We start from the raw sequence: 26,035 nt of genomic DNA, 5'->3' as shown, positions 1-26,035 counted from the left end.
CATGAGCGGGGAGATGATCGCCATCATCGCGGTGGCCATCGCCTTGGCCGCGCTACTCGTTCCTGGCCAGCGCGGCATGCGGAGCGACATCAAGAAGCTGTTGACGACCACCAGCCGCATGGAGGGGCGGCTGGACGGAGTCGAGGAACGCCTCGGCACCGTCGAGCAGCGCCTCGGCACTGTCGAGAGCGAGGTCGCCGCGGTGCGGACGGAGGTGGCGCGAGTCGAGACGCGGCTTACGAGGTGCATTGGGAAGCTCGAGGCCGAACTCAAGGAGCGTCTGGCCCGGCTCGAAGGCTACTTCGAAGCCATGGGGGCTGGAGGCCGCGCGATCCGGAAGGGGACCGCCAAGTAAGGAGCGAACCGCCAAGTAAGCGGAGCGGCTACGCGGTCACTTCGCGAGCGTGAACAGGCTGCTGCGCGCCGCCCGACGATCAAAGGTGCAGGTCCGGGCGCAACCACATGCACGGTTGGCACGCCCGATCAGGTAATCGGCAAAATCGGCTGTGCCCGACTCATAATCCCGCAAGGCGAGTTGAACCACCCCCGCACTTTCCACGATCAGTTCGGCCGCACCCAGAAGCGCGCGGATGGCCTGTATGACGGCGGCCCTCTCGTAGCGATAGCCGCGCCTCAGCACCCATACCAATTCGACGAGCACGGGCACGCCCACGTAGCCGGGCGACTCCGACGTACAACGGTCCTGGATCAGCCGTGTGGCCACGGTGGCGAGTTCCGGATCGTCCCCCGTGATGAAGCGCACCAGGAGGTTGGTGTCCAGTCCGATCAACGTCGTAGCGTTCGGCGAATGGCCGCCCGGGCGATCACTTCGTCCATCTCATCCTCGCTGAGCGGAACGGCGGGTCTCGGGAGCATGCCCGCCAGCTCCATTACGGACCCCGTGATGGGTGTCACCCGGAGGGTCCCGTCGTCCTCCAGCGCGAAAGCGATCCTGTCACCCGCCTTGAGATCGAGCCGGTCCCGGATGGGCTTCGGCAGCGTGACCTGACCCTTGCTCGTGATCGTCGCTTCCATGGCAGCCGCCCCCCCGAACAGAATTTCCTTACCGCGAGTAAGGTAGAAGGGTCTGTACTCCGTGCCTACGCGTGGGATCCTTCGTGCGGCTACTTCCCCCGGTAGGCCGGGTCGCGCTTCTGCGCGAAGGCCTCGAGGCCCTCGCGCCAGTCGTCCGAGGCCATGCAGGTGAAGAGCGCCTCGGCTTCGAGCCGCAGCGCCTCCTCGGCGTCGACGGATTCCGCCCGGTCGAGGAGGCTTTTCGCGAGCCGCATCGAGATGGGCGCGTTTCGGGCCAGGCGGGCCGCCAGTTCGCGGGCCGCGGGGAGCACTTCGGCCGACGGGAGCATCTCGTTGGCCAGCCCCCACGAGAGGGCCTCGGCCGGGGTGAAGTAGCGGCCCAGCAGGATCAGTTCGGCCGCGCGCGCGTGCCCGACGCGCCGCCTGAGCGTGTAGGCCGTGCCGCCGCCGATGAACGTGCCCAGCGCGACCTCGGGCATGCGGAGCCTGGCCTCCTCCGCCACGATCACGAAGTCGCACGAGAGCGCGAGTTCGCAGCCCGCCCCGATCGCGTGTCCGTTCACGGCCGCGACCACCGGCTGCGGCAACGTCTGGAGGGCGCGATACACGCGCTGGCTCGTGTCGATGTAGGCGTGGCGCTCCGCCAGCGACGCCTCGTGGTCGCGGTGTGCCTTGAGGTCTGCGCCGGAGCAGAACCCCCGGCCCGTCCCCGTGAGGATGACGACGCGCGTCTCGAAGTCCGCGCCGATGCGCGCGAGTTCGGCCTCCAGCGCCTCGTACATGGGGAGGCTGACGGCGTTGAGGCGGTGCGGACGGTTGAGGCGGAGAATCCGGACGGGCCCCTCCGCCCCTACCAGGAGCGGGACTTCGGCCGCCGTGTTCATCGGTCCCCCTTCAGCTGTTTCTCGAGCCAGCGGTCCGTCTCCCACAGCACGTGAAGTACCGACTCCCGGGCCCGGTAGCCGTGGCCTTCGGCGGGGAGCACGACGAGCCGGGCTTCCCTGCCAAGCCCCTTGAGGGCACGGAAGAAGCGACGGCTCTGTATCGGGAACGTGCCCCGATTGGCATCCGCCTCGCCATGGAACAGGGGTAGCGGCTCGTCCACTTCGTCGGCGTGCATGAAGGGCGAAATGGCGTGGTACACCTCCGGAACATCCCAGTAGCTGCGCTCCTCACGCTGGAAGCCGAACGGGGTCAACGTCTTGTTGTAGCCACCGCTCATCGCCACGCCTGCCCGAAACAGATCCGTGTGCGCGAGCAGGTTGGCGACCATCAGGCCCCCGTGCGACTGGCCCATGATCGCGACGCGCTCCCGGTCCACGGCCCCGTACCGGACACCCGCGTCGATCGCCGCTCTGGCGCCCTTGGCCACCTGCTCAACCCAGTCATCGTGCGGATCGTCGCCCCTTCGCCCTACCACGGAGATCCCCGCATCGTGCAGCACGGCGTAACCCCGGGTGACGTACGGCAGCGCCGCCTGGGTTCCGATCCGGTTGAACCGGTACGGGGAGCAGCATGATCAGTGCGGCGGTGCTGCCGCCTCCAAGCGGGCGGGCGCGCATGGTTCGTGGAGCGGCCGGCCTGTACGTCAGCGTTCGGCGTTGTCCGTCGTGGTGACGGGCTTCGCGGGCTTCACATGCATGTCGAGCCAGCGGTCGGTCTCCCACAGCACGTGCAGCACCGACTCGCGGGCCGCGTAGCCGTGGCTCTCGGCGGGCAGGAAGACGAGCCGCGCGGTCGCCCCCAGCCCCTTGAGCGCCGCGTAGAAGCGGCGGGACTGGATCGGGAAGGTGCCCGAGTTGTTGTCGTCTTCTCCGTGGATGATGAGGATGGGCTCGTTCACCTTGTCGGCGTGCATGAACGGCGACATGTAGAGGTAGAGGTCCGGGTCCTCCCAGAAGAGTCGCTGCTCGCGCTGGAAGCCGAACGGCGTCAGCGTGCGGTTGTACGCGCCGCTCCGCGCCACCCCCGCCCGGAAGATGTCCGAGTGCGCGAGCAGGTTGCCGGTCATGAAGGCGCCGTAGGAGTGTCCGCCCACGCCGACCCGGTCCGGGTCCACCACGCCGCGCCGGACGCCCTCGTCGACCGCGGCCTGGGCGTTCGCCACCAGCTGCTCCCGGAAGCTGTCGTTGGGCTCGGCGTCTCCCTCGCCGATCACCGGCATCGACGCGTTGTCGAGCACGGCGTAGCCGCGCGTGACGTACGGCACGGCACCTCCATAGGGGATCCGCGTGAACTGGTAGGGCGAGTCCCGGCGTTGGCCGGCGGCCGCGGCGCTCTTGAACTCGGTCGGGTAGGCCCACACGAAGGTCGGGAGCGGCCCGTCACGCTCCTGATCGTAGTCCGCCGGCAGGTAGAGCGTGGCCGAGAGCGGGATACCGTCCCCGCGCTCGTACTGGATCGCTTCCTTGCGGATCCCGGCGTACTGCGGGTACGGGTGCGGGAACGCGGTCACCGCGCTGATCGTGCCTCCGTCGAGATCGCGCAGGAAGTAGTTCGGCGGCTCATCTACCGACTCACGGCGGGTCATCAGCCGACCGTCCTCGAGCAGCGTCACCACGCCCTCGTAGTACGGCGCCTCGGAGCGGAACAACTCCTCCTCTTCTCCCGTCTCGAGGTTCCGCTTCCTGAGGAAGGGACGGTTGCCCTCGGGGGAGGCGCCCTGCCCCGCCAGGTAGACTGAAGCCCCTCCGTCGGCGGTCATGAGGACGCCCTGGCCGCGCTCGGTGGTCGTGAACATCGGGAAACCGGGGTCGTTGTACCGGTCTTCCGTCTGGAGGTCGAAGATCAGCTCCATCTCGCCCGGGGCGTCCGGATCGATCCGGTAGGTGCGCTGCTGGCGGGTCGAGAACCAGTTCTCGCTCACGAGCGCGTAGCCTTCCTCGGCCCACATCACGCCGCCGTAGCGCAGCGGGAGCGCGGCGAGTTCCATCGGCTGGCCGGAGAAGGGCGCCGCATGCGTGAACACCTTGTCGCGGATGTTGGCCTCGGCGAGGGCGTCGCCCCCATCCTGCGCCTCCGTCCAGTAGAGGGTCGCGTCGGCGTCGGCACGCCACGAGATCGAGCGCACGCCGGTGGCGACCGATCCGAACGACGTGGGGACGCCGTCCTGCAGCGGCAGTTCCGCGACCTGGTGGACCACGTTCCCCTGCGCGTCCCACACTTCGATCGTCCTCGGGAAGCGGGAAGCCGGAACCTGGTACGAGTAGGGTCGGTGGGTCGTCTGGACGAGCAGGTGCTGGCCGTCCGGAGACGGCGTGGCGCCCGAGAAGATCGACGGTTCTCCGATCATGGCCACCGACCCGTCGAGACCGACGCGGGTCAACTGCGCCGTCGAGTAGTACTCGTACAGGGCTTCATCGTGCTGGTCCTGCAACAGATCCTGGTATGTGCGGGCCGGGGCCGCCTCTCCCGAGCTCTCCTCGATCATCGGGGCCGTCGGCACCATCGGCTCGGCGGGCGCCGGGCCGCGGCCGGGCGGAACCGCCCTGGCATAGAGGAAGTCCCCTTCCGGCGACCAGTTGAACGGGGCCCCGAAGCCCACGTTCACCATGTCGAGGTCGGACAGGCGCCGCGCCGCCGCGGACGCGACGTCCAGCACCCAGAGCTGCACGGCGGAGTCGGTGTCGTGCGTGAACGCCACCGTACTCCCGTTCGGCGACCAGCGCGTGTTCCGGATACGCGGGTTCTCGGGGCGGCCCGTCACCGCGCGTTCGTCACCGTCCAGCGTTCGCAGCGCGAGACCGTTCGACGGCCGGGCCCGGCTCGGGCCGTTCGTGCGCGGGTTGATGCGCAGACCGGCGATCCTCAGTTCGGGCGCGGCCACCTCTCCGATCGACGGCAGGCTGGGCCGCATCGTGAGCAGCATCATCGATTCGTCGGGGCTCAGGCTGACGCCCGGGGTCGCGGGCGCGTCAACGAGCGCGGTGAGTTCTGCGGCCGGCGTCTGGTAGCCCTCGGCGCCTTCCTGCGCGGCGAGATCCGTCGTGGCCGCGAGAAAGATCAGCGCGAGAGGGAGGGCGAGTCGGGAGGGGAGGGGCTTGAAACGCATGGTACAGGCTCCGGCTAGTGACTTCGATCAGGACAACCGTGGCATAGTCCCAGCCGCCGGTGGCGGGCGCAAGACGACGCGGACACCGCGGAATGCCGCGCGGTTGGGGCCAGCAGCCGCAGGCTTCTGTCGCCCGGGACAGCGGATCGATAGCGTTGCGGGACCTGCGGACGGGGACTCGAGTCGCAGGTGGAACACTCGAAAGGAGCGACGGAATGTTGGACGCACGCTACCTCCGACTTCTCGCAGGGGGCGGAGTTCTTGCCCTCGGGCTGGGCGGCTGCGCGCCGGGGGATGAAGCCGGAATGGAGGGCGAGGCGCCGGCCGAGTCCGCCGAGGCTACGCAGGTCGCTCTTGGCCCCGTGGACGGCCGCGACCTGCCACCCGCGGACCTCGGGCGAGTGGCGGCCGGCAATGCCGCACCCGACTTCACCGCCCTGGCGAGCACCGGCGAGCCGATCACCCTTTCGGACTACCGCAGAGAGAAGAACGTCGTCCTCTTCTTCTACCGCGGACACTGGTGACCCTACTGCGCAAAGCAGCTCGGAGAGCTGCGTGACTTCCTGACCCCGGAGCAGCGCGAGCGGACCGAACTCCTGGCCGTCGCCCCCGACACGCCCGAAGAACTTGTGATGATGGCCGACCGCGTCCTGGAGGACTACGACTACGCGCTCGACTTCCCGCTATTGGCCGATGAGGGCTCCGCGATCATCTACCGCTACGGACTCCTCAACGAGGACGACGGGCGCGGACGCCAGATCCCGCACCCCACGACCTACGTCATCGACATGGACGGGACGGTGCGCTGGAGCTTCACCGAAGTCGACTACACCATCCGCCCGGAGAACGCCGACATCCTCGCCGCACTGGAGGCGTTGGAGCCGTAGAGAGGGTCGGTCGCGATCGCCGTTCCGGAGGCGTCTTTCTCCCGACCGTCCGTATCAGGGCCTGACGATTGCCAGGACCTCCCCGCTGCTCGCAAGCGGGTCGGCTCGAGGCCAGACCGTGGCGTATTTGCCCACTCGGTACAGAGCCTTGAAGACCAGCACAGGACGGGCAATCCTCCACTCGCGCATCAGCCACCGACCAGGCGCGACGTGTTCGGGGAGGCGTTCGAAGTAAAGCACGCCGCCAAAGCGGGACTCATCTATTTCGATCGGGTGGAATGTGCCAAGAGCACTCCGCGTAGGCGCGGCCCCCTCTCCTGTGCCGCGAGGGGAAGCGACATCGGCGCGAGGCCGAGGCTCGCGAGCCAGACCGAACGGATGGGCCGAGGCGTCGTTTTCATGCCGGGTAGACGTTCAAAGCTCCGCTGAAGTCACGAGGTCGTCACGCACGGGACGGTTGGTGCAGCAGCGGGAGGCATCGATTCGTCACCGGCGCGATGGCTGAATCCGGTACGTGTGAACGCTCGGCACGCCGAAACCGTCCCGCACCTCACCCCAGACGCGGTCACCGTGGACGGCAAGGAGCCTGATGCCATCCGGCACAGCCACGTGCGAGACCTGGTCTCCTTCGCGTGAGACGACGATCCAGTCGTTCGCGCCCTCGGCCGGGTCCGAGGCCTGAAGCCACACGACGCCCCCGGAATCGACCAGCACGCTCTCGTCTACGATACCGCGTCCACGGTTCTCGATCGGCGGATAGTAGTCGGGTGCATCGAGCGTGTCCAAGACTGCCTCGACCCCGGCCGCGCGGCTCGGGAACACGCCCAGTTCGACCATTCGCCCCAGGGGGCCGAGGGCCTCGGCCCACGCTCGCACATCCCTGCTTGAAAGAGGCCGCGGCGTATACGGCACCTGGATCGACCCCGTGCCGCCTTCAGGCACGCTGTGGCGTTCCACGACGAAGAATGCCCCGGGGTCGGCCGGCTCCGGCCGCCGAATGACGGCGACCTGTCTTCCGGACGGATCGATGGCCAGCATGTCGCTGTGCGAAAACGGGTTGCGCAGTTGGAGGCCGCCACCCCCGGCCGGCACCGGGACCACCAGCAATCGATCCCGCAGGTCGAGGGTCGAGAGCGAGACTCCCGCGGGACCGGTCCGTTGTCCCGCCAAGTCGAACGCGAGCACCTCGGCGGTCGCATCGCTTTCCGTCCGCCTGGTCGCCACGACACGATGGTCGGCCAGAACCGCGAACGGCCGCAGCCGCCCCCCACCGCCTGCGGCTTCCCATCCGGCCGACCCGAAGTCCTCGAGGCTCATCCCGGTCGACACGTCGTAGAGGTGGACGCTCGACCGTCTCGCATCGGTGACCCACAGCGTATCCCGTCCCAGCAACCCGAGGCGCCACGGAGAGAGCAACTCGCCGGGACCTTCGCCCCGCCGGCCGATCTGCCGGCGGAACACCCCGTCCGGACCGAAGGCCAGTACGCCGTCTGTCTGCGCGTCGAGCAGAAAGACCGAGCCATCCGCCCCGGGAACGAGCTGCAGGACGAACGTGAGGGGCACTGTCCGGGACCGTGAGGCTGGACTCGAGAACGAGCGTGTCCGACGCCTCTTGCGCCGCGAGTCCGCCGACGGCGGCGACAGTCGCTGCGACGACCGGGAGCAAACGGACCGGAGTGCGCGGCGATCCTCCGTGCGTCAGGGGACGAGTTCCTCCTGGACGAGGCGGGCGATCCAGAGCCCGGAGTGAAGGTCGGAGGTGTAGATCCGGCCCTTGAACAGCTGGGCGCCCCAGGTCATCGACCAGTTCGGTACGGCGGCCTCCGGCGATGAGGTCTTGATCGCGCCGATCTCGCGGCCCTGGCGGTAGAGGTCGCCGCGCAGTTCGCCGGAGATGTCGAGGACCCGCAGCCCCGCCTGGTAGTAGCCGACGTAGAGCCGGTCGCGATCGTCGCTCCACAGGTTGTGGGCGCCCGCCTCCGGCACCGTGTAGTGCGCGACCTTCACGGGGTTCTCGATGTCGGTCATATCCAGGACCTCCACATAGCCGCGGGCCTCGATGGGGCCGAACGCGTTCGCGTCCCAGTCCGAGGGATAGATCTCCGCCGCCACGAACAGGTACTTGCCGTGGCGCCAAGCGACGTGGGTGTTCCCCTGCCCCGAGACCCACCGCGAGACGAGCTTCGGATCGCGCGCGGTGCCGCCGTGCGTACCGGCCCCCGCGTCGAGGATGTAGATGCCTTCGTTCCAGAACGACGCGTAGGCGTAGCCGTCCTGCACGATGACGTCGTGGAGGCTCCGGACCGGCTCGTCGTGCACCCAGCGGTTGATCTCGCGCGGGTTGGCGGGGTCGGCGATGTCCATGATCACGATCTCGCTCGTCCCGTTGTGGCAGACATAGACGAGATCCTCGTCCCCGAGAATCCACACGTTGTGCACGCCCCCGGTCACCGTGTCCGTGTACTCCGACAGGATCGTGGGGTGGGCCGGGGTCGAGAGATCGAGGAAGACGATGCCGTTGCGCCGGCTCGAGGCCCCCTCGCGGGTGACGATCCCGAGCCGGTTGTTGGGGTGGATCTTGACGTCGTTGATGCGGCGGGCGTCCAATTGGATCGAGTCCGTGAGCACCGGCTGCGTGGGGTCGGTCACGTCCCACACCTTCATCCAGTCGTGGAAGAAGGTCCCGATATAGGCGTAGTCGCGCTCGTCCACGCCCTCGAAGACCCATGTGTCGCCGGCCCGGTGGGCGGTGGCGATGCCGCTCCCCACGATTTCGAGGTGCGCGGTGTGGCGGCGAGGCTCGACGCGGACCGGCATCGTGCGGGTGATGGCGGGACCCACGATCGCGGTCACGCTGTACGTCCCCGGCTCCTCGGCCACGAAGAGCCCGCGGCCGTCGACGGGGTGGACCTCGGCCCCGCCCGGGGTCACGCTCCACAACGGCTGGAAGCCGATCTCCCGGCCTTGGCCATCGCGACCGATGACCTGAAGCGCGGCGACATCTCCCGTCGAAAGGGAGCCGTCCCCGGCAGCGACCAGTTCGTAATCCTCGGCCGGGTTCGGTTCGACCGTCACCTCGACCTGAACCTCGGCGTCTCCGGCGGAGATCGTGAGGCGGGTCTGTCCGGGTCCATGGCCGAGGACCCGGCCTGCCTCATCGATGGCCGCGATGCCGGGGTCGGCGGACGCGTAGACGAACTCGATGTCCTCAACGGCGCTGCCCAACTCCGTATAGGCGGCGAGTTCGAGGGCGGCGGTCGCCCCGACGTAGACCGGGCCGCCGACACGGGCCTCGATCCGGGCGGCTTCGAGCCGGGGCACGCGGATCGTGACCCAGCTCGGCTGGCCGCGGAACATGGCCGCCACTCGCGACTCGCCCGGCCGCACGGCCGTCACGAGGCCGACGTCCGATACCGTCACCCCGTCGTCGGCCGCGAACCAGCGCACCTCTGAAGCGGCGTTTGAAGCGGCGTCCTCTTCCGCGGCCCCGTGAATCTCCGCCGTGAGCTGGAAGGTCGCGCCGACCTCCAGTTCGAGTTCGGCGGGCGACGCGACGGCGTACGCCCGCTCCTGCGCGGTGACGGCCGATGGGCCCGCGACGCCCAGGATGAGGGCGGAAGCCAGAAGCTTGGAGCGGAGCGACATCGTTTTCTCCATGTGCGGATGCGATTGGACCGGGGCTCGAAAGCTCGGTTCGACGGACCCGGGCGGCAACAACCGGGGCGGTTGACCGGGCATGAACCGCGTGGGAGCTTCGGCCACCATGGAGACGCTGGATGCCGGATACGCGGCGGGGAGACCGTCCGTCTCGGAGGAGACTGCGGCAGGGCTCGTCCTGGAACACTGGAGCGTGGACGGGCGGGCCCGCGAGTGCGCGAGCGAGCGCGACCGGGTGTTCGAGATTTCGGACGGGGGCTCGGATGGGTCAGGAGTCTGCGGATATCTGAAGGTCTCGAACGCACTCGAAGACCGGGCGGTCCTGGCGGAGGAAGCGGCCATGCTGACGGCGCTTTCCGAGTCCCAGTCCTGTTTCACGCTTCCCCACTGGCGCCCCGCATCCGAGGGCGACGCGCGTGGTCGGCGGCTCATCGAACGCGCCCTCGACGGGAGCCGCCATTTCGTCCGTTTCCTGGATGCGGTGCCGGGCCTCCCGCTGGATCGGTTCCGGCCTCAGGGTCCCGAACTTCGGAAGCAGATCGGACGACTCGTGGGGATCCTGGATCGATCCTCGGCGGGGGTGAGCGGCGCGGACCGACCGATGATCTGGGACCTGCGCCATGCGGCCTCGCTCATCGACGAGAATCTGGCCGCGATTCCGGGGCACGAGCGCCGAGAGATTCTCGCCCGCATCCTCGAACGCCACGCCGCGGTCGTGAAGCCGCGGGCCGCCGAGTTGCGCGAGAGCGTGATCTACAACGACGCGAACCCGGCCAACATCCATGTCGACCCCGGGCGGATGCGGGACGGAGCGCCGCACATCGTCGGAGTGGTGGACTTCGGCGACGTGATCCGGTCCTGGACGGTGGCCGATCTGGCGGTGGCCTGTGCGTACGCGGGATGCGGGACGCGCGATCCGCTGCGCGCGTTCCGCGACGTGGCCCGCGGCTATGCGGCCGAACACGAGGTCACCGAGGCGGAAGCCGACGTCGTATACGAGTTGGCGCGTCTCCGGCTCGCGCTCAGCGTGACGGTGTCGTCGGTCCGCGGCGCGCAGGAACCGGACAACGACTACCTTCTCGTCAGCCAGGCCCCCGCCTGGGACGTGCTCGAACGGCTGGACGGCACGCCGCCGAACCTGGGACGCTACCGGCTGCGCGAAGCGTGCGGGCACCCGCCCTGCCCCGAGACGGGGCGCGTGATCGCGGCGCTGGAGCGGGCCGCCCCGGACGCCGCGCCTGTGCTCGATCCGGACCCGCGCGTGGCACCGATAGTCACTCTGGACTTGAGCGTCGAGTCGGGCGACGACGGCGGGAGCTTCGATCCCACCGACCATTCGGCGTTCTCGCAGCGGTTGTTCGACCAGATGCGCGACGCGGGCGGGGCGATCGGGATTGGGCGCTACGACGAGGTCCGATGGTGGTACACGGGCGAGGCCTTCCGGGCGCCGGGCAACGAGGTGGACGAGTGGCGCACCGTCCACCTCGGCGTCGACCTGTTCGCGGAGCCGGGGACACCGGTCCTCGCACCGCTCGCCGGTCGCGTCGTGTCGGTGCACGACAACGCCGAGCGACTCGACTACGGCCCGACGGTCATTCTCGAACACGAACTCGAACCCGGCACGGAAGTTGCCGAAGGGTCGGTGCGCTTCCGCACGCTGTACGGACACCTCTCCCCCGAATCGCTCAACGCCGTCTCGCCGGGCGACCTCGTCGACCCCGGGCACACGCTCGGCTGGATCGGCGCGCCGCCCGGCAACGGCGACTGGGCGCCGCACCTGCACTTCCAGATCTTCGTCGACCCGCTGGGCTACGACGGGACGTTCCCGGGCGTCTGTGCCCCGAGCGCGCGCGACACCTGGACGGCGGTGAGTCCCGACCCGGACCACCTGCTCCGGATCCCGGGCGAGACGACGGCGTCCCGTCCCCGCACCCACACCGCGCTCATCGAGGACCGCGACCGCCGCCTCGGCCCCTCGCTGAGTCTCTCATATCAAAGGCCGCTCCACATCGTGCGGGGGCGCGGAAGCTGGCTGTACGACATCGAGGGCCAGCCCTTCCTCGACTGCGTGAACAACGTGGCCCACGTCGGCCACTCGCACCCGCGAGTAAACGAGGCTGCGCGGCGGCAGATGGCCGCGCTCAATACCAACACGCGCTACCTGCACGAGGCCATCCTCGATTACACCGAGCGGTTGACCGCCCTCTTCCCGGCCCCACTGGACGTGTGCTTCCTCGTCTGTTCCGGCACCGAAGCGAACGAACTCGCCCTCCGCATGGCGCGGACGTACACCGGCAAGGTCGGTGCCGTCGTCCTCGACGGCGCCTATCACGGGAACTCCAGTTCGGTCGTGAACCTGAGCCCGTACAAGTTCAACGGCCCCGGGGGGAAGGGCCTACGGCCCTGGGTCCGAATGGCGCCCATGCCGGACACCTTCCGGGGGCTTCACCGGGGGCCGGACAACGAGGTCGCGCCGCTCTACGCCGGGTACGTCCGAGAGGCGGCGCGGGCGCTCGAGACCGAGCCGACCTGGTTCGGGGATCGTCCGCCCGGCGCGGCGGCCTTCTTCCACGAATCGATCCTGAGTTGCGGGGGTCAGATCCCGCTCCCGGCCGGATACCTTGCGGCTTCCTACGCGGCGGCCCGCGAGCACGGCGCCGTCTGCGTGGCCGACGAGGTGCAGGTCGGCTTCGGCCGCGTGGGGTCGCACTTCTGGGCCTTCGAGGAGCACGGCGTCGTCCCCGACATCGTCACCCTCGGCAAGCCGATCGGGAACGGACACCCTCTCGCCGCAGTCCTCACGACGCGCGAGATCGCCGAGTCCTTCGCCAACGGGATGGAGTACTTCAACACGTACGGCGGCAACCCCGTCTCCTGCGCCATCGGTCTGGCCGTCCTCGACGTGATCGAAGAAGAGGGCCTACGGGAGAACGCCGCCCTCGTCGGCACACGCCTGCTGCGCGGACTCGAGTATCTGCGCGACCGGCACGGTCCGGTCGGCGACGCCCGGGGCCGCGGCCTGTTCACGGGGATCGAGTTCGTGCGCGAGGGAGAAGATCTCGAACCGGCCGCCGCGTTGGCGGACGCCGCCGTCCAGCGCATGCGCGACCACGGCATCCTTCTGAGCACTGACGGCCCCGACCACAATGTGATCAAGATGAAGCCGCCGCTCGTCTTCTCCGAGGCCGACGCGGATCTGCTGGTCTCGAACCTCGACGAGGTCCTCTCGGAGACCGCCTTCCTGCGCTGACGCGCGCGGCTCGGCGTTGGCGACGCGGCTGCGGCTGTGAGGGTCGGAGGTCCCAGCCGGACGTTGCACCCGGAATGTGTTCTGTTACGTTAGTTGCCTTATGAACGAACAAAACCACTCCGCGACGCCTCGACGAGGACGTCCCCCTCGCCGCGATCTGTACCATCAGCTGCGCACCGAGGTGTCCGAACTCCGCGAACGTCTCGGCGGGCTCCCTCGACCCGAGGAGGCTGGAGATATCTGGCGCGGAATCTGGTACGAGGAAGCTCACCACTCCACCGCCATCGAGGGTAACACGCTCCTCCTCAAGCAGGTCGAACGACTGCTGGCGGATGGAGTGGCGGTCGGCAACCGGGAACTTCGAGAGTATCTCGAGGTGCGCGGATACGGTTCAGCGGCCGAGTGGGTGTATCGGCAGGCACTCGACCCGGCCGGGCTGTTCCACCCCGGAGAAATCCTCAGCCTGGCGGAGGTGCGCCAGATTCACCACTCGGCAATGGCCCCTGTGTGGGAGGTTGCGCCACACCCCGACGCGACGGACCGGGAGGCACCCGGCAGTTTCCGCGAGCACGACATCCGGCGGTTTCCCGGAGGCATGATTCCGGTGTCGTGGCCGCTCGTACCTGCCCGGATGGCCCGTTGGCTGGCTGAGGCGAACGCGATCAACCCGGCCGCGGTCGCTTTCCCGGAGGCACTTGCGGAACTCCACTGCCGCTTTGAGCAGATTCACCCGTTCCTCGATGGGAACGGCCGTACGGGCCGACTCGTCCTGAACCTGATCCTTGTGCGGCTGGGGTATCCGCCGGTGATCATCTACAAGCGGGATCGCGCTCGGTATCTCACCGCGTTGCGGAGAGGCGACCGGGGCGACTTCGGACCACTCGGCGAGATGCTCGCGCGGGCGATCCTCGACAACCTTTATCGTTTCGTCATACCGGCCGTAGCAGGCCCGGCCCGGCTGGTCCCGCTGGCCGCACTGGCAGATCAGGACCTGACGGCACCTGCCCTGCGGATGGCGGCAGCCCGGGGTCGGCTCAAGGCCGTGCGAGGCCCGGACGGCCGCTGGCGAAGCTCCCGTCGCTGGATCGAGGAATACCAAGCCTCCCGTTACCGCCGGGACCGCGCGGAATAGCCGTCCGGACAAGGTCGGCGAGTCCCGTGGAGGGCCCCTAAGGACGATGGCAAACCGCAGATGCGCTCCCACACGTCGCTCTCCTGCAGCCTTGGTCGCCCCTGCAGCACTTCGCAGGCGGTGCGTCCGCTGTTGTCCCTCGCGGTGACATCGACCCCGGCATCGAGGAGCATCGCGATCGCTTCGGGTTCGGCCGCCCAGGCCGTGTGCAGGGGCGTTCGGCCATCCTCGCGGCGGGCCGCGACGTACGAGCCGGCTTGAAGGAGAAGCCTCATCGCCTCGGGGGTGCGTACCTCGTGGAGGGGGATCGCGCCACTGTGGTCTCTCGCATGCGCATCTGCTCCCGCCTGTAGCAGTACATCGACCAGTTCGGGCATCCACATCACCGCCGCGATGTGGAGCGGTGTCTGCCCGCGATGGTCCCGCGCACCGACGTCGGCGCCCGCGGCGAGGAGAGCGGAAGTCCTGTCGACGGCCGCGCGCGTGTCCTGCTCGTGGGTCGCACTGTTGGACCCGTTCGGCACTGCCAGGTGGAGGGGGGACGACCCTGCATCGGTGCGCGCGTTCGGATCCGCGCCCGCCGTGACAAGCAACCGCAGAATGACGGGATCGTGACCGTCCCTGGCCCAGTCGTGCAGGGGCATGGCTCCAGCAGTATCCCGCAGGTGGATATCTCCCCCGGCCGACCTCAGTGTTTCGAGGAAGACGGGATTCCCGCGCCGCACCGCATAGTGGACCGGGCTCTTGCCCGCTTCATTTCCGCGGTTCGGGTCGGCCCCCGCTTCGAGGAGTATCCGAAGCGCCTCCGGGCTTTCCGCCCTCGTCGCGGCGTGCAGCGGCGTGTCGCCGTTCTGCCCCGGCACGTTCGCGTCGGCGCCCGCCGTCACGAAGGACGCAAGCAGCTTCGGAATCCCGACCGCTCGGTGCAGAGGGGTAAGGTCACGTGCGCCCCTGATGTGAGGGTCCGCACCCGCTGCGATGAGGGCGGAGATCAACTCCGCGTCGCCGCCGTCGTGCACCGTCCGGTGGAGAGGCGTGTCGCCGTTCCCGTCAGTCGCATTCAGATCCCCGCCCGCGGCCACGAGCGCCTCGACGATGCCGAGTTCCGCCCGGGTCAATCGGGCGGCGTGATGAAGGGGTGTGGAGCCCCTGGAGTCCGGAACAGCGACATCGGAGCCAGCCGCAAGCAGCAGGTCCACGGCCTCCGGACTCCTGTTCCTCGTCGCCACATGCAACGGCGTTTCCCCGCGGGCGCTGCGCGCGTTCGGGTCACCCCCGGCCTCCAGCAGAGTCCGGAGCAACTCGGGCTCACCTGTGGCGCGGTGAAGCGGCGTCTCCTCGTCGCGGCTGCGGACGTTCGCATCCGCACCGGCAACCAGCAGAGCTTCGATCAATGCGGGCTCCCCCGCGCGCGCCGCCGCCGCCAGGGGAGTGTCGCCGTTTTCGTCTCTCGCGATCGGGTTCGCCCCGGCCGCGAGCAGCGCGTTCAACACCGGGGCGCGTGGCGAACAGGTTGAGTATCCGGGGACGGCGTGCAGGACCGTCGTGCCGTCGTCGGCCCGCGCACCTGGGTCGGCGCCGGCGTCAACGAGTACCGTGACGTGTTCCGCCGTCGCGACACCGTGGAGCGGCGTGCCTCCAGAGTCGTCGCGCGCTCCCGCGTCGGCACCAGCCGCGATCAGGGACCGCAGTACCCCGGAATCACAGCTATGCTTTGCGGCCAGGTGCAGCGGAGTCTCACCCTTGTCGTTGCGCACCTCCACCTCGGCGGCGGCCGCCAGCAGGACCGAGACCGCTTCCCGATCTCCCCCGCGCGCTGCGTCATGAAGTGGCGTGCCACCCCATTCCTCGCGGGCTGCGCGGTCCGCCCCTGTCGCCAACAGCGCGGCGATGCCATCCGCTCCGCCCCCCTCGTAATGGCCGGCCAGCGTGTGAAGCGGAGTTCTTGCACGTCGGTCTCTTGGATCCACCTCCGCGCCCGCCTCCAGCAGCAACTCGACGGTCCGTGCGATCTCTCCGGTGCGCCGCTCAGGCGCCAGGAACCAGAGCGAAGTGGCGAGAATTCCGTTGCCGGGCGTGGCGAGGTGCAACGGGGCGTGATCTTCGACATCTCTCACGTTCGGGTCGGCGCCGGCCCCGAGGAGCGCGGCGACCAGGTCCGCCCGGTCGCGGGCGACATCGCCGGTGATCTCGGCCTGGTCCCGCAAGACATCGCAGGGGGACCTTGCCTCGGAATCCAGCGCCCTCGCGTCCGCCCCCGCATCGAGGAGAGCCTGGGCACGAGCCCGCCCTCGCCAGGACCGGACCGCGTTATGCAGGGGAGTCGACCCGTCGTCGTTGGGGATGTCGACCTCTGCCCCCGCAGCCAGGAGCAGCCGGACGACGCCCGACTTCCCGGCGCCTCGATGGAGTGCCGTCCTCCCATCGTCGGGCAACGCCCGCGGATCTGCCCCGGCGGCGAGGATGGCCGCGACGACCTCGGGACTCAGGTGCTCGGCCGCAGAATGAAGCGGGGTCACACCATCATCCGAACGCGCGTTGATGTCCGCACCCGCTGCCAGCATGAGGGCGAGGACTGCCGGATGTTCTGCCCCGTTCCGAGCTTCGTGCGGATAGTGAAGCGGCGTTCGTCCGCCGTTGTCTCGTGCCCCAACGTCCGCGCCAGCGCGCAGCAGTGCGGCGACGACCGCCGCTCTTCCACCGGCGACGGCATCGTGGAGGGGCGTCCGGCCGTTGTTGGGACGACCCCACGATAACCCAGACCCATCCAAGACGGCGCCGGGCGCGGCGTTCACGTCCGCCCCGGATTCGATGAGGACCGCCATGGCCACAGTGGCGCCGAAGGCGGCGGCGAAGTGCAGCGCCGTTCGACCGTCGTCGTCGCTCGCGTTTGGATCGGCACCGGCGGCGAGGAGGACCGCGAGGGCTTCGTCGGGCTCCATGGGACCCCATCTTGACCGCCGTCCGCTTACAGCCCTGATCAGCGGAGTGTCGCCGCCATGTCCCCTTGCTTCCGTGGCCGCGCCCGCCCGCAGGAGACTCTCCAGTTCCGCGGCTGAACTCCACCCCAGTGCCAGATGCAATGGCGTGTCGCCCTCCTCGTTTCTCGCGTGCAGGTCGGCACCACCCGCCAGGAGCGCCTCGACCCTCGAGCCGCCTTCGTCGCACGACGCATAGACATTCTCGTGCAACGGCGTTCCGTCAGCCTCGCTACGGGCGTTGGCATCGGCCCCGGCGGCCAGCAAAAGTGGAACCTGTTCGGCCCGCGCCCGATGGAGTGGCGTGAATCCCAACTCATCCCGCACTCCAGGGTCCGCACCGGCGTTGAGCAGGAGCGCGACGATTTCCGGGTTGCAAGTACCGCTCGCGGACAGGTGGAGAGCCGTTGACCCTTCTTCTGTCTGGGCTGTGATGTCCGCGCCCGCGCCCAGCAGCGCCGTGACGACCTCGACGATTTCCTGCCCGGCCGCATCGTGAAGGGGGGTTCGACCCCTTTCGTCGCGGGCATGTACATCCGCGCCGGCAGCCAGTAGCGCACGGATCGCCGCCGGATCTCGCTCGACGACACTCCAACCCCCCGCACCTCCCGCGCTGCGATGGAGCGGTGTGCGGCCCTCGGCGTCCCTTGCCCCCACGTCACAACCGGCGGCGAGGAATCGGGTCACGTCGGGGAGATCGAGCACCCCCTCCCAGCAGGCCTGCCGAGGCAGACCCACCTCTTCGCGCGGCACCGGCTCCTGCGCGAAGAGGGGCCCGCCAGCCGCTGCCGCGGAAGCCGGAAGTAGCGCTACCCTCAAGATGGTGCGAACGCTGAACCGCAAGTCGAGCCTCCGTTGCAAGGGGCCGGGATTCCCCTTCCCGACTAACGATCATAGCGCGAGGATCCCTACGTCCTACAACGCGCGAATTGCCCGGATCAGGGACACGGGCGATGGGGACGATGGTTGCGGCCCCCGTCTCGCTTCTCCCCGCGGGCCGGCCTTCAGGTCGGGAGTTGCAGGAGGAAGTCCTCGAGCGGGAGCACGTCCACCCCATCGAGCCGTTGAGGGCGCTCACCCAGGAACACGACGATCCGGCGCGCGACCCGGTCGCAGCGGTCTTTGAGCGACGACAGTCCGCTCAGCATGCGCCGACTCACTTGCCGGCTTGCCTTTACCTCGATGCCCCATACCTCGCGCCCCACCTCCAGCACGAAATCCACTTCGGCCCCGTGCCGGGTGCGGTAGTGGTAGAGCGCGGCCTCGGGCCAGAGCGTCCCCAGCCTCCGGTACAACTCGCAGGCGATCAGGTGCTCCAGCAGGACGCCGCGTTCGTCGGGGAGCGGCGCGTCCAGCGGCCGCCGCAGCAACGCGTTGCGTACCCCGATATCGAACAGGAAGATCTTCGCGTGGCGGACGAGGCTCGCACGGCTCGAACCACTCCAGGCCGGGACGCGGAACATGACGAGCGTGTCCTCAAGGACATCGATGTAGCGGCGGGTGGTCTCGTAGCCGAGACCCGCGTCCCTGCATAGCGCCTGTACGTTGAGGATACGGCCTGACGAAGCGGCCATCAGGTCCAGCAGCCGGGCAAAGCCGCCGATGTTCCGTACCAGAGCTTCCGCCTGGATTTCCTCCCGAAGATAGGTGTCCGTGTAGCTCCGGAGGTCGGCGGCGCGGGTGGCGGAATCGCGTTCCGAATAGATGCCGGGCAGCGTCCCATGTGCCAGGACGCGGTCGAGTTCGAAATCCTGTCCCAGTTCCGCGGCGAGGAGCGGGTGCAGGTGGTGGACGTGGACTCGTCCCGGCAAGAGGTTGGCCTGCCCGCGCCGGAGCTTGCGCGCACTCGATCCGGAGAGGAGAAACCGGAAGCGGCCGGGCTGGTCATCCAGGCAGACCTGCACGGCGTCCAGCAGGGCGGGCACGCGCTGCACCTCGTCGAGGAAGACCGTCTTCATCGTCGGTGGTGCCGCCTCGAGTTCCCGCTGCAGCCGTTCCGGGTGCTTCGCATAATCGCGGAAGGTTCGCGGGTTCGCGAGATTCAGCGAGAGGTCCGGCCCGATCGACGAGAGCAGGGTAGACTTGCCCACCTGTCGCGGCCCGAGCATAAGGGCGCTGCGACCCGTGGTCTGCAGGTATCGGACCAGGATTCTGTCGTACATGTGGGTAAATCTACCGCATTGTTACCCACATGCAAGCAGGAAACACCGTTTTGTGTTCGTACAGCGGCCACCAGCGTCGGGCCGGGGATACTGCAGGCCTTCGATCAGAGCGCGATCTCTCTGAGGCGCTCGGCGATGAAGGAGTTCATTGACATCCGCTGGCTGCCGGCCTTGGCGGCGAGCTCGCGGTGAAGTTCCGGGTCGATTCTAATGAGAACCCGACCGGAATAGGGCTTACTGGGCTCTCTCCCCTTCTCCTCACAGAACTCCAGGTAGTCGTCCACGGCGCGTCGCATCGACTCCTTCAACTCCATCACCGACCTGCCCTCGAAGTTGATGCCGTCTCGGGTATCGATGACGTGGCCTGCAAAAAACTCGTAGTCCTCGTCGTACTCGAAGACGCCGGTGTATCCCTTGTACTCGATCATGGCGCGACTCCTGCCCGTTCCAGGAAGCTACGCATCCGCTTCACGAGTCCTTTGCCGCATTCCGGACGCGGGTGAGGACGGTGGACGGTCTCCGCTTCGCCGTTCAGTTCGATGATCACCAAGGAGCCGCGCCGCTCGTGAATCTCGGCGCCCAGGCTCCGAAACATCGCCTCGACGTCCTTCCACTTCAGATTCCCTCTCGTTTGCTTGTCAAAGATCGTGGCGAGGGTTCTCTGATGGCGTCGGTTCATGGTATTATGATATCGATATTCGCTATCGTCAAGCAAGCGGAACGGAGGCCCTGCCTCGTCGCCCTTACGCTCGATCCAGTACCAGACGGAAGGGGCGGCCCTCCTTCGTGCGGTAGGTGCGGAAGCCTCTGCGGTCGAGCGTCAGGACCGCGCGCACATCGAGTCGCTGCGCGAGAAGGACGAGCGTCGCGTCGGTGAAGTCCATGGGCGTGTCCGCGTAGCGACCCATCAGGAGCGCCGCAGTCGTGATCCCGGGGGGCTGGCACGCATCGTGGACCCGCATGTCGCTGCATGTGACGAAGTCCGCGAGAGCCGAGGGGCCGAGGCGCGAGCGGGCGAGGAAATGCATGGCCTCCGTCACGACGGCGCCCGTCGTGTGGAGCATGCCCCGGGAACGGTCGAGGAGGGCGCCGACCTCCCTATGGGCGGGATCGTCCGGATCCAGATAGGCGACAATCGGGCCCGTATCGACGAGCCATTCCCTCACCGGCGCCAGTTACGGCTCCGAAGCGCAGTCCGCCACTCGTCGTCGTCGCGAGCAAGACGAACGGTGCCTCTGAGGTGACGGATCCGTTCGCCGATGGGCCGGTCCGCCACGGCCGCGCGCAGCGTCTCCCGCACGAAGCCGGACACCGTAGTCCCGTCTGCGGCGGCACGACGATTGATCGCCTCTCGCAGGTCCTCCTCAAGTCGTACGGCCAAGATCGTTTTACGCATGTATAACAATCTACGGCGGAGCAGGTCCGTGGCAAGCACTCTGCCGTGTTTCCGGCTGCGACCGTGAAGCTAGGGGCAGAGACCGACGCTCACGGCATGCGCCCGGGTCGTCTCATCGACCGTCCGGGTGATCTCGCACGGCGATAATCCGCTGTCGTCCCTGGCGTTCGGGTCCGCGCCCGCCCCCAAGAGCACCTGAATCAACTCGGCCGCGAGGAATCGGTTCACGTCGGGGAGATCGAGCACCCCTTCCCAGCAGGGCTGCGGAGGCGCGATGGCCTCTGGACGAGGCAGGGGCTCCTGTGCGACAAGCGAAGGGCCGGTGACCATTGCAACGGCGACCAGAATCGCAGGTCGCCCCAAACCAACTGCCGTCCTCCGCATACATGACCTCCCGGATGGACCAGGCGTTCCGTGACAGCAAGACAACGCGCGACCTGCCCGGTTAAGGGACACGGGCGAGGGGGAGGACGGTTGCGGCTCCGGTCTCGCCTCCCCCTGGACCGCCCTCCGGATCGGACCATCGGCCTTCGATCATAACGCGATCTCTCCGAGGCGCTGGGGCCACGCAGGCGTTCATTGACATCCGCTGGCTGCTGGCCTTGGCGGCGAGCCTGCGGTGAAGCTCCATCCGCCAAGCCGACCGTCGGACGGTAATCTGCCGCGGATCAACTTGCGGAAGTTCGTCCCGGGCAGATGTCCAGCTGCGTGATGTGCGCCCGAGCCTCTCGACTGTATGCGGCCTCACACGGGGAGTGTTTGAGCGCGTTCCTGGCGTTCAGATCCGCGCCCGCTTCGAGGAGGAGTTCGAACACCTCCCATGGCGCCATGTAGTCCACGGCATGGTGCAGGGGCGTATCGCCGCGTTCGTCCGAGGCGTTCACATCCGCTCCGCCGTCGATCAGAGACCGGATCAAGTCGCGTTCCGCTCGACCGCTGACGGCGAGGTGAAGCGCGGTCTCGCCCCGGTCAACCGTGGCGTTGATGTCGGCACCCGCCTCAAGCAGCGCCAGCAGGACGTCCGGGTTCTCGGTTCTCGCCGCCAGGTGAAGGGGCGTCTCGCCTCGTTCGTTGCGAGCTTCGACCTCCGCTCCTGACCGTAACAGCAGCAGAAGGCAGTCGAGGGCGCCGGGGCGGTTGCCCCCGTACGCCGCGCTGGACAGCGGCGTATGATCCCATTCGTCCCGTGCATTCAGATCGGCGCCGGCCTCGAGGAGGCGCTTGACGGCCCCGGCGTACCCGCGGCCGGCCGCGGTGTGAAGCGGCGTCTCTCCCCAGTTGTTCCGCGCCTCGGGGTCCGCCCCGGCGGCGAGGAGCCCCTCGACTACGGATGCGAATTCCGAGGCGCTCAGTTCAGGCGGAGTGGAGGCCGTGCCCGGCAGGGCATTCGAAGTCAGATGAAGCGGCACGTTGCCTTCGCGGCTGCGGGCGTTCACATCCGCGCCTCCCGCCACTAGGACTTCAATCGTCTCGAACCCCTGATAGACGCCTGCGTGAAGGGGCGTCCGTCTGCGAACATCCTGCTGGTTCACGTTCGTACCCGCCTGCAGCAGCGCCTGGACCGTTCCCACCGCCCCGCTTGCCGCAGCGAGGTGAAGAGGAGTGCCTCCCCCATCATCTTGGGCGTTCACGTCGGCGCCATATGCGAGAAGCAATGAGGCAACTTCCGGCCCACAGGAAGCGGCCCCGTGCAGGGGAGTACGCCCCGATTCGTCCCTCGCGTTCACGTCCGGCGGAGCTTCCGCGCGCAACAGGATCTCCAGGGATTCGGCACTACAGGCTTGTCCAGCCACTACGTGGAGGGGCGTCCGCCCTCCCCGGTCCTGCGCGTTCACGTCACAACCCTCGGCGAGGAAGCGCGTAACGGCGGGCACGTCGAGAGGTTCTTTCCAACACGTCTGCGCCGTCGTGAAGCCGACATCGTCAGGGGCATTCGGGTCGGCACCTGCGTTCAGCAACGCTTCGACTGCACTCGCAACGCCGTTCGCGACGCCGTAGCGCAGGGGTGTGGCGCCCTGGTCATCTCTTGCCTCGATGTCGGCGCCCGCCGCAAGCAGTCGTGTGACGGCGTCCTGTGCCGAGCTTGACCAGCGCCAGGCGGCGTGGTGCAGGGGTGTGGCGCCCCACTCGTTGCGGGCCTGCACGTCCGCGCCCGCAGCCAGCAGGGCAGAGATCGCTTCCAGCGGCCCCCAAAAGGCCGCATCGTGCAGTGGCGTGCCGCCTCTCCGGTCCCGTGCGCCGATGTCCGCGCCCGCTTCCAACAGAGCCACTACGATAGACCTTACGACCTCCTCCGAGGCCGACTTTGGGACGATCGCGTCGCCGAAGTGATAGGTGCGGAAGTGAAGTGGCGCCTGACCCCGGAAATCGTGCACCGAAGGATCCGCACCGGCTTCGAGGAGCGCTTGTACGATGCCGAGATCGTGGAAGACGGCTTCGTGAAGAGGGGTCCGCCCATCGTAGTCGCGAGCATTCACGTCCGCGCCCACATCCAGGAGCGCCCGTGCCGCGGGCTCCTGTGCCGTAGTCGCCGGCCATATGGAGGGGCGTCCTGCCCGTTTCGTCCAATGCACCGACGTCCGCCCCAACTTCGAGCAGGAGGTTGATGACGGTAGCGGTACACCGCCCCCAACGCGCTGCGTAGTGCAGCGGTGTGAGGCCCTCGTCATCGACCGCACCGACGCTGGCCGATCGTCCCAGCAGCAATTCCACCAGCCGCGCCTCACAGCCCGGTGAGAACGCGCTGTGCAGTGGAGTCGCGCCCCGTTCGTCCCGCAAATCCAGCTCCGCACCCGCCGTGAGAAGCGCGGCGGCAGCTTCCGGGTCATTCGCGGCCGCGACCCGGTGAAGAGGAGTCTTCCCCTCGGCATCCCGCTCGTGGATGCCGCAGCCCACCTCCAGGAAACGGGTCACGGCCTGCATGTCGAGCTCACCCTCCCAGCACTCCGGCTCCTGCGCGAGGAGCGAAGGCTTGGTGGCCATGGCCACTGCACCGAAGAGCACAATGTGCATCACGCCGGCCACCGTTCGTCGCATTCCTTCACCTCCCTGGGTCGGGGCGGGCTTCGCGCCCACAGCCAGAGAACGCGCGGCTGCCCCGACTCAGGGACAGCGACGATCAGGGCATGGTTGCGGCCGTCCGATCGTCGTCGTGGGTGCCCCAGCGCTCGAACCACTTCCGCAGGATGAGCTGCGTGCGGAGGAAGTTCGACGGCAGGCGCGACGTGCCGTGCCACTCGCCCTCGAAGCGGACCATGGCGGTCGGCTTGTTCTGCGCCTTGAGCGCCTGGTAGAACTGTTCCGTCTGCGCCATCGGCGTACGCAGGTCGAGGACGCCCGTCATGAGCATGGTCGGCGTCGTGACGTTGCCCACGTACGAGATCGGCGAGCGCCGGATGTGCTCGCTTGGGTCCTCCCACGGGAACTGCCGGAAGTCGGCGTACCAGCGCAGGTAGTTGCCGTCGACCTCGTTGGGGAAGTTGAACCAGTTCACCACGGGACAGTTCGCCGACGCGGCCCGGAAGCGGTCCGTGTGCCCCACGACCCACGACGTCAGCACGCCGCCGCCCGAGCACCCGTACACGAACATGTTGCCGTCGTCCACGTAGCCGCGTGAGATGACCTCGTCCACGCTCGACATGAGGTCGTCGAAGTCGTGGTTCGGGTAGTCGTACTGGATCGCGTTTCCGAACTCCGTCCCGTACCCGGAACTGCCGCGCGGGTTGGTGTAGAGGACGACGTAGCCGTTCGCCGCGTGCTCCTGCCAGGAGAAGTTGAACCCGCCGTTGTACATGCCGTGCGGCCCGCCGTGGATGATGAGGATGAGCGGATACTCCCGCGACGCGTCGAAGTCCGGGGGCTTGATGACCCAGCCGTGGATCGGGAGGCCGTCGTGGGACGACTCGCTCCAGATCTGCTCGACCTCGCCCAGCGTCACGCCGGCGAGCACGTCCGCGTTCACGTCGGTGAGCCGGGTGCGCCGGTCCGGCTCGTCCAGCGGGAAGGCGTAGACGTCGCCGGGTTCGTGCGCGTCGCCCCACATCCCGACCGCCGTGCCGCCGTCGCTCACGTCGTTGAGGCCGAACATCTGCGCGCCATCGCTCATCGCCCGCACCTCGCCGTCGAGCGACGCGTGGTAGATGTTGCGATAGCCGTCCGCGGTGACGTCGAAGTAGAGGCCGCGCCCGTCCGGGGCCCAGTGCAGCGCCCCGGGGCTGCGGTCCATGTCCGCCGTCAGGGCGCGCGGGTTCGACCCATCGGCGTTCATCACGTAGACGGCGGACTCGATGTAGTCGAACGTCGTCGTGTCGTGCCCCACGTAGGCGATCATCCGCCCGTCCGGCGACGCGACGGGCCGAGTGTCCGGCCCCTTGCGGGTCGTCACCTGGCTCAGCTCGCCGGATTCGGCGTCGAGCCGGTAGATCTCGCTCTCCTGCCAGCGATAGTCCGCGTCCTCGATGATGAGACCGCTGAACAGCAGCGACCCGCCGTCGGGCTCCCAGGTCGGGACGCCGTAGTTGAAGTCGCCCTCGGTCAGCTGGCGCGGGGTCCCGCCGTCTGCGGGCACGACGAAGATGTGCTGGTACTTGTCCCCCAGGAATCCGACCCGGTCCTGTCGATAGACGAGGCGCTCGATGATCCGCGGCCCCGGGGTCCACGTCGCCCCCTCCGGCTTGGGAAGCGAGAGGGACCAGTGACGCGCGGTCGGCTCCTCCGCCCCCATGCGCATGGTGAACGAGAAACGGGTGCCGTCCGGTGACCAGGCGAGATTCGAGGGGCTCTCGGTCAGCCGCGTGACCTGTGACACCGCACCCTCGGCGTCCATCCAGCGGACGAAGATCTGGGTGTTCCCTTCATCGTCCGGCGCGAGGAAGGCGAGCCGGCTCCCGTCGGGAGACCAGCGCGGCGAGGACCCGTCGAGGAGGTGACGAGGTCGCGTCCCGTCGCTGTTCACGATCCAGATCGAGGTCTTCCACGCGTCGTTCATCTTGTCGACCCACTGGCGCTCGTAGACGACGGAGCCGCCGTCGGGCGAGATCTGCGGGTCCTGGAGGCGCTCCCAGTCGAGCCACGTCTCGAGCGGGAGTGCCCCGTCGGCCTGCTGGGTCGCGAACGCAGGGGCGGGCGCACTGACGCCAACGAGCACGAGAAGCGGGACAAAGCTCTGGAACAGGCCGCGGAAGGTGAAGCGGAAGGAGAAAGAGGGGAGGGAGACGGGGGCGCGGGTCTTCATGATACCTCCAGGTGCGAGAACCACCGGCACGTCCTCGAAACATGGCAAACGCCTCTCCGTCTGTATAGACCGCGGCGTTCGCCCCATGCCGGTCCCGGTCAGGCGTCGTATGTTGATCCCGGAACGACTGCGGCTGCCGCGCCGGGATCGCGCCCGGATGCGGCGGCCCTCAGCACGGGAGGTTTCCGTGACGACTCGCACGCCCAACGCGCCCCACCTGCCCGACCGACGACGATTCCTGAAGCGGGCCGCGG

General features: G+C 68.4%; 20 protein-coding genes and 1 pseudogene. 4 read left to right on the top strand and 17 right to left on the bottom strand.

Annotated elements, in window-relative coordinates:
• Position 1: 1 nt before the first annotated feature.
• Complete coding sequence (locus ACOQPP_RS15475; protein WP_419167778.1) at positions 2 to 355, top strand: hypothetical protein; 354 nt, start codon at positions 2 to 4, stop codon at positions 353 to 355.
• Positions 356 to 391: 36 nt separating this feature from the next.
• Here the strand turns inward: ACOQPP_RS15475 and ACOQPP_RS15470 are convergent, their stop codons facing one another.
• The 5 genes from ACOQPP_RS15470 to ACOQPP_RS15450 form a co-directional block, all read right to left on the bottom strand.
• Positions 392 to 790 carry a PIN domain-containing protein gene (locus tag ACOQPP_RS15470; RefSeq protein WP_419167779.1) on the bottom strand — a complete coding sequence of 133 codons (399 nt, stop codon included), beginning with the start codon at positions 788 to 790 and terminating at the stop codon, positions 392 to 394.
• Positions 787 to 1,035 (bottom strand): AbrB/MazE/SpoVT family DNA-binding domain-containing protein, encoded by a 249-nt coding sequence (locus ACOQPP_RS15465; protein WP_419167780.1) that lies wholly within the window; start codon positions 1,033 to 1,035, stop codon positions 787 to 789. Before ACOQPP_RS15465 ends, ACOQPP_RS15470 begins: the two co-directional genes overlap by 4 nt.
• Positions 1,036 to 1,124: 89 nt before the next feature.
• Positions 1,125 to 1,919, bottom strand: coding sequence for an enoyl-CoA hydratase/isomerase family protein (locus tag ACOQPP_RS15460; RefSeq protein ID WP_419167781.1), 795 nt, complete (start codon positions 1,917 to 1,919; stop codon positions 1,125 to 1,127).
• Positions 1,916 to 2,479, bottom strand: coding sequence for an alpha/beta hydrolase family protein (locus tag ACOQPP_RS15455; RefSeq protein ID WP_419167782.1), 564 nt, complete (start codon positions 2,477 to 2,479; stop codon positions 1,916 to 1,918). The genes ACOQPP_RS15460 and ACOQPP_RS15455 overlap by 4 nt, the downstream gene beginning before the upstream one ends.
• Before the next feature lie 144 nt (positions 2,480 to 2,623).
• Positions 2,624 to 5,086 carry a S9 family peptidase gene (locus tag ACOQPP_RS15450; RefSeq protein ID WP_420636873.1) on the bottom strand — a complete coding sequence of 821 codons (2,463 nt, stop codon included), beginning with the start codon at positions 5,084 to 5,086 and terminating at the stop codon, positions 2,624 to 2,626.
• A gap of 92 nt (positions 5,087 to 5,178) precedes the next feature.
• Between ACOQPP_RS15450 and ACOQPP_RS15445 the strand changes: the two genes are divergently transcribed.
• Positions 5,179 to 5,973, top strand: a complete 795-nt coding sequence (locus ACOQPP_RS15445; RefSeq protein WP_420636872.1) for a peroxiredoxin family protein — start codon at positions 5,179 to 5,181, stop codon at positions 5,971 to 5,973.
• Positions 5,974 to 6,459: 486 nt separating this feature from the next.
• On the opposite strand, the gene ACOQPP_RS15440 is transcribed toward ACOQPP_RS15445, so the two are convergent.
• Positions 6,460 to 7,536: a 6-bladed beta-propeller gene (locus ACOQPP_RS15440; RefSeq protein WP_420636871.1), complete on the bottom strand. Its 1,077-nt coding sequence runs from the start codon at positions 7,534 to 7,536 to the stop codon at positions 6,460 to 6,462.
• Between the two features lie 135 nt (positions 7,537 to 7,671).
• On the bottom strand, positions 7,672 to 9,618 hold the full coding sequence (locus ACOQPP_RS15435) for a hypothetical protein (protein WP_420636870.1): 1,947 nt from the start codon (positions 9,616 to 9,618) through the stop codon (positions 7,672 to 7,674).
• Positions 9,619 to 9,709: 91 nt separating this feature from the next.
• Between ACOQPP_RS15435 and ACOQPP_RS15430 the strand changes: the two genes are divergently transcribed.
• Entirely contained in the window at positions 9,710 to 12,880 is a 3,171-nt protein-coding gene (locus ACOQPP_RS15430; protein ID WP_419167786.1) for an aminotransferase class III-fold pyridoxal phosphate-dependent enzyme, read from the top strand.
• Positions 12,881 to 13,061: 181 nt separating this feature from the next.
• A complete protein-coding gene (locus tag ACOQPP_RS15425; RefSeq protein WP_420636869.1) occupies positions 13,062 to 14,012 on the top strand; it encodes a Fic family protein in 951 nt (316 codons plus the stop codon).
• On the opposite strand, the gene ACOQPP_RS15420 is transcribed toward ACOQPP_RS15425, so the two are convergent.
• The 10 genes and pseudogenes from ACOQPP_RS15420 to ACOQPP_RS15375 form a co-directional block, all read right to left on the bottom strand.
• Positions 13,988 to 17,743, bottom strand: a complete 3,756-nt coding sequence (locus tag ACOQPP_RS15420) for an ankyrin repeat domain-containing protein (RefSeq protein WP_420636868.1) — start codon at positions 17,741 to 17,743, stop codon at positions 13,988 to 13,990. The two genes, ACOQPP_RS15425 and ACOQPP_RS15420, sit on opposite strands and share 25 nt — an antisense overlap.
• Positions 17,744 to 17,994: 251 nt before the next feature.
• Complete coding sequence (locus ACOQPP_RS15415) at positions 17,995 to 19,152, bottom strand: ATP-binding protein (protein ID WP_420636867.1); 1,158 nt, start codon at positions 19,150 to 19,152, stop codon at positions 17,995 to 17,997.
• A gap of 104 nt (positions 19,153 to 19,256) precedes the next feature.
• Complete coding sequence (locus tag ACOQPP_RS15410) at positions 19,257 to 19,580, bottom strand: type II toxin-antitoxin system HicB family antitoxin (RefSeq protein WP_420636866.1); 324 nt, start codon at positions 19,578 to 19,580, stop codon at positions 19,257 to 19,259.
• Positions 19,577 to 19,831 (bottom strand): type II toxin-antitoxin system HicA family toxin, encoded by a 255-nt coding sequence (locus tag ACOQPP_RS15405; protein WP_420636865.1) that lies wholly within the window; start codon positions 19,829 to 19,831, stop codon positions 19,577 to 19,579. The genes ACOQPP_RS15410 and ACOQPP_RS15405 overlap by 4 nt, the downstream gene beginning before the upstream one ends.
• A gap of 64 nt (positions 19,832 to 19,895) precedes the next feature.
• Positions 19,896 to 20,318, bottom strand: a complete 423-nt coding sequence (locus tag ACOQPP_RS15400) for a type II toxin-antitoxin system VapC family toxin (protein ID WP_420636864.1) — start codon at positions 20,316 to 20,318, stop codon at positions 19,896 to 19,898.
• A complete protein-coding gene (locus ACOQPP_RS15395; protein ID WP_420636863.1) occupies positions 20,315 to 20,533 on the bottom strand; it encodes a hypothetical protein in 219 nt (72 codons plus the stop codon). Before ACOQPP_RS15395 ends, ACOQPP_RS15400 begins: the two co-directional genes overlap by 4 nt.
• Positions 20,534 to 20,617: 84 nt before the next feature.
• Positions 20,618 to 20,776 carry a hypothetical protein gene (locus tag ACOQPP_RS15390; protein WP_420636862.1) on the bottom strand — a complete coding sequence of 53 codons (159 nt, stop codon included), beginning with the start codon at positions 20,774 to 20,776 and terminating at the stop codon, positions 20,618 to 20,620.
• 440 nt (positions 20,777 to 21,216) lie between these two features.
• Positions 21,217 to 23,121, bottom strand: coding sequence for an ankyrin repeat domain-containing protein (locus ACOQPP_RS15385; protein WP_420636861.1), 1,905 nt, complete (start codon positions 23,119 to 23,121; stop codon positions 21,217 to 21,219).
• Positions 23,093 to 23,470, bottom strand: a pseudogene (locus tag ACOQPP_RS15380) (ankyrin repeat domain-containing protein); the annotation flags it as partial. The gene ACOQPP_RS15385 and the pseudogene ACOQPP_RS15380, both read right to left, overlap by 29 nt.
• 196 nt (positions 23,471 to 23,666) lie before the next feature.
• Positions 23,667 to 25,781 carry a prolyl oligopeptidase family serine peptidase gene (locus tag ACOQPP_RS15375; RefSeq protein ID WP_419167789.1) on the bottom strand — a complete coding sequence of 705 codons (2,115 nt, stop codon included), beginning with the start codon at positions 25,779 to 25,781 and terminating at the stop codon, positions 23,667 to 23,669.
• Positions 25,782 to 26,035 lie beyond the last annotated feature (254 nt).

The sequence above is a fragment of the Candidatus Palauibacter sp. genome, from assembly GCF_965222475.1.
Taxonomy (GTDB): Bacteria; Gemmatimonadota; Gemmatimonadetes; order Palauibacterales; family Palauibacteraceae; genus Palauibacter.
Note: the sequence above shows the minus strand (reverse complement) of the source record. Positions and strands in the feature narration are given on the sequence as shown.